This window comes from Streptomyces longispororuber, from assembly GCF_014656095.1.
Lineage (GTDB): Bacteria > Actinomycetota > Actinomycetes > Streptomycetales > Streptomycetaceae > Streptomyces > Streptomyces longispororuber.
In genome coordinates this window covers 1-3267 of sequence record NZ_BNBT01000299.1, presented here as the reverse complement: position 1 = coordinate 3267, position 3267 = coordinate 1, and the positions used below count along the sequence as shown (strand labels likewise).

General features: G+C 77.2%; 2 protein-coding genes. One reads left to right on the top strand and one right to left on the bottom strand.

Features of this window, described 5'->3' with window-relative positions; translation table 11 throughout:
- A partial coding sequence (locus IE330_RS38185; protein WP_190140774.1) for a hypothetical protein occupies positions 1-796 on the top strand: 796 nt, incomplete at its 5' end.
- A gap of 23 nt (positions 797-819) precedes the next feature.
- Here IE330_RS38185 and IE330_RS38180 read toward each other — a convergent pair.
- Complete coding sequence (locus IE330_RS38180) at positions 820-2058, bottom strand: amino acid deaminase/aldolase (RefSeq protein WP_190140773.1); 1239 nt, start codon at positions 2056-2058, stop codon at positions 820-822.
- Positions 2059-3267 lie beyond the last annotated feature (1209 nt).

Genomic DNA, 3267 nt, shown 5'->3' with positions numbered 1-3267 from the left:
CACGGCGGTCCAGCCGCTGCCCGCGCGGGCCGGCGGCCGCCGCGCCAAGGCCGTCGCGCTCGGCGTGGCCGGCGCCGTGCTCGTCGCCGCGATCGTCACCGGCTTCCTCGTCCTCCAGGACGACGACGGCGACCCGACGGCCGGGCCCGCGCCCACCACCTCCGCGGAGCCCGAGCCGAGCCCCACGTCGGCGGAGCCCACCGCGTCGCCCTCGCCGACCGAGGACCCCGACACCCTCGTCGACCAGCTCAACGGCATCACGCTGCCCGTCCCCGACGGCTGGGAGAAGGCCGAGCACACCGTCGGCGACGAGACGGCCCTGCAGACCCCCGACACCTACGACTGCCCGGGCGACCCCGGCCTGTGCCGCCACGGGAAGATCACCTCGCAGACCGCCACCGGCACCGACGAGCGCTCCCCGGAGAAGCTCGCCACCGCCGACATCAAGGACGCCGCCGAGGCCGCGTACGACCACGACACCCTGGACCGCGAGCCGTACGGCGGCATGACCCGGCACGAGCAGGTCAAGAGCGGGACGGTCGCCGTCGCCGGGCGCGGCGGCTACTACGTGCGCTGGCGGGTGTACACCGAGAAGGGCCCGGGCGGCTACGTGCAGTCCCTCGCCTTCCCCTCCAGCACCGGCTCCGAGGCCATGGTCGTCGTCCGCTTCCAGCTCGACGCGGGCGCGGGCGCGCCGCCGCTGTCCGACATCGAGGAGGTCGTCGACGGCATCCGCCCCGTGGGCGACAGCGCCACGGGCGGGGGAGTGGGCAACAGCGTCGGCCCGACGCCGTAACCGGTACGCCGCGCCCGCGGGCGTCACAGGAAGGTGTGCCCCTCACCCCGGTACGTCGGTACGGTCCCGGTCACCCGCTCGCCCTCGACCAGGTGCAGCGCGGCGAACCGCTCGCACAGCTCACCGGCCTTGGCGTGCCGGAACCACACCTTGTCCCCGACGCGCAGGTCGTCCGCGGCGGCCCCCAGCAGCGGCGTCTGCACCTCGCCCGCGCCCTCCTGCGGGTCGTACGCGAGGCCCCGCGGCAGATACGGCTCCGGCGAGCGGTCGGGCCCCGCGACCCCCGACGCCGGGTAGCCGCCGCCGAGCACCGTCACCACGCCGGGCCCCGGCCTGCGCACGACGGGCTGCGCGAAGAGCGCCGCAGGGCGCCCGCTGAACGACGTGTAGTGGTCGAAGAGGCGCGGCACGAACAGGCCCGAACCGGCGGCGATCTCCGTCACCGCGTCCTCGGCGGCCGTGTGCTGCACGCTGCCCGTGCCGCCGCCGTTCACGAACTCCAGGTCGCCCACCGCGTCCCGCACCGCGCGGACCGCCGCCGCGCGCCGGTCCGCCAGCTCCCTGCGCGCGGCGGACTGCATCAGCCGCACCGCCCGCGACCGGGCCGGACGCCCCTCGACGGCGTCCCCCACCCCGGCCACGTGCCCCTCGTACGCCATCACGCCCACGAGCCGGAACCCCGGCCGCCGCGCGATCGCCCGGGCCAGCGCCGCGATCTGGACGGGATCGTGCAGCGGCGAGCGGCGCGCGCCGATCCGCACCCGGCCGCCCAGCAGCTTCAGCGACGTGTCCAACTCCAGGCACACCCGCACCTCTTCGCGCCCGTCGCCGCGCGCCTCCTCGATCAGCCGCATCTGCGCGGGGTCGTCGACCGTCACCGTCACCGCCGCCGCGAGCTTCGGATCGGCCGCGAGCTCGGCGAAGGCCGCCCGGTCCGCCGACGGGTACGCGAGCAGCACGTCGTCGAAGCCGGAGCGGGCCAGCCACAGCGACTCCGCGAGCGTGAACGACATGATCCCGGCGAACCCGTCCCGCGCCAGCGCCCGTTCGAGCAGCGCCCGGCAGCGGACGGACTTGCTCGCGACCCGGATCGGCTTCCCGCCCGCCCTGCGCACCAGGTCGTCGGCGTTGGCGTCGAACGCCGTCAGGTCGACGAGCGCGAGCGGCGCGTCGAGGTGCGCGGTGGCCCGGTCGTAACGGGCCCGGTCCGCGTCCCGGTCCCTGGTGGAGTCCCTGGCGAAGTCAGCGGCTCGGCCTGTCATGCGCGCAGCCTGCCAGACGGCGCTACCAGAGGGTAGGGGGACGTTCCGGACAGATCGTCCCGGGGTGCGGACGGGGTTCCCGCGCGGCTCATGTCAACCCGTAAAGTGACGCGCACGCAGGGAGCGCGCGACGAGACCGAACGGGGGGTGCATGAGCACGGAGGCGCGACGGCCCCCCGTCCCACCACGTCCCGGCACGTCACCGCGGGTGCCCGCACGGCACGACGACACCCCGGACGGCCCCGGCGCCCCCGCGGGGACCACCGCGGCCCTGGACCCGGTCGCGTTCCCGGCCCCGTCGGTTCCTTTCCCGGCCCCGTCGGAACCGCCCCCTCCGCCCGCGAGCGCACGCTTCCCCGATACGCGGCCTCCCGTGGGCCGCGAGCAGCGCTCCGCGAACTCCGCGCGGAGCGCGGGCCCTGCGGGTACGGACCCGAGCCCGGTCCCGCGCCCGGCCCCGGCTCCGGTCCCGCTCCCGGCTGGGGACCTGCCGCCGGTCCCGCTCCAGCCTCCGGCTGCGAGCGTGGCTCCGGCTGCGCCCCAGTCCCCGGCTGCGAGCCCGGCTCCGGTCCCGCCTCCGGCCACCGGCCCGGCCTCGGAGGCGTACGAGGCCGCTGTCGCCGACCTGTTGGCCCCCTTCGACCGCCTCGACCCCACGCGTACGCGGCGCGAGCCCGCTGCCGCGCCGGACCCCGCGGGGGCCGCGAGCGCCGCCACAAGCCGTGCCCCCGTGGACTCCTCCGCGCCCCGCTCCGGCTCGGCGGCTCTTGAGGAGCCTCCGGTGTCGGAGGTTGTGGAGGTCTCGGAGGTTGTAGAGGTCTCGGAGGCCCCGGGAGTCGGGGAGGTCCCGGAGGCCGGGAAGGCCGGGGAGGTCTCGGAGACCTCAGCGGTCGCACAGGCCCCGGAGACTCCACAGGCCCCGGTAGCCCTGAAGGTGCCTGTGGCCCCGCCCGCCCCAAAGGTCCCGGACGACCCGCCACCACCCCCCGCCTCAGCACGCCTGCCCGACGCGCCCCCCGCCCAGGTCGCCTCAGCAGCCTCAACCGCCTCAGTGACCCAAGCCGCCCCGACAGCCTCAGCCGCGACCCCACCAGCCCCAGCCGCCCCAACAGCCCCGCCCCCGCGCCCGGCCGCGCCCCCGCGCCCCGCCCGTACCCCGGACGCGCGGCCGGCGGCGCGGGCGCGCGCGGCGGCGACGCCGCCCCGGAC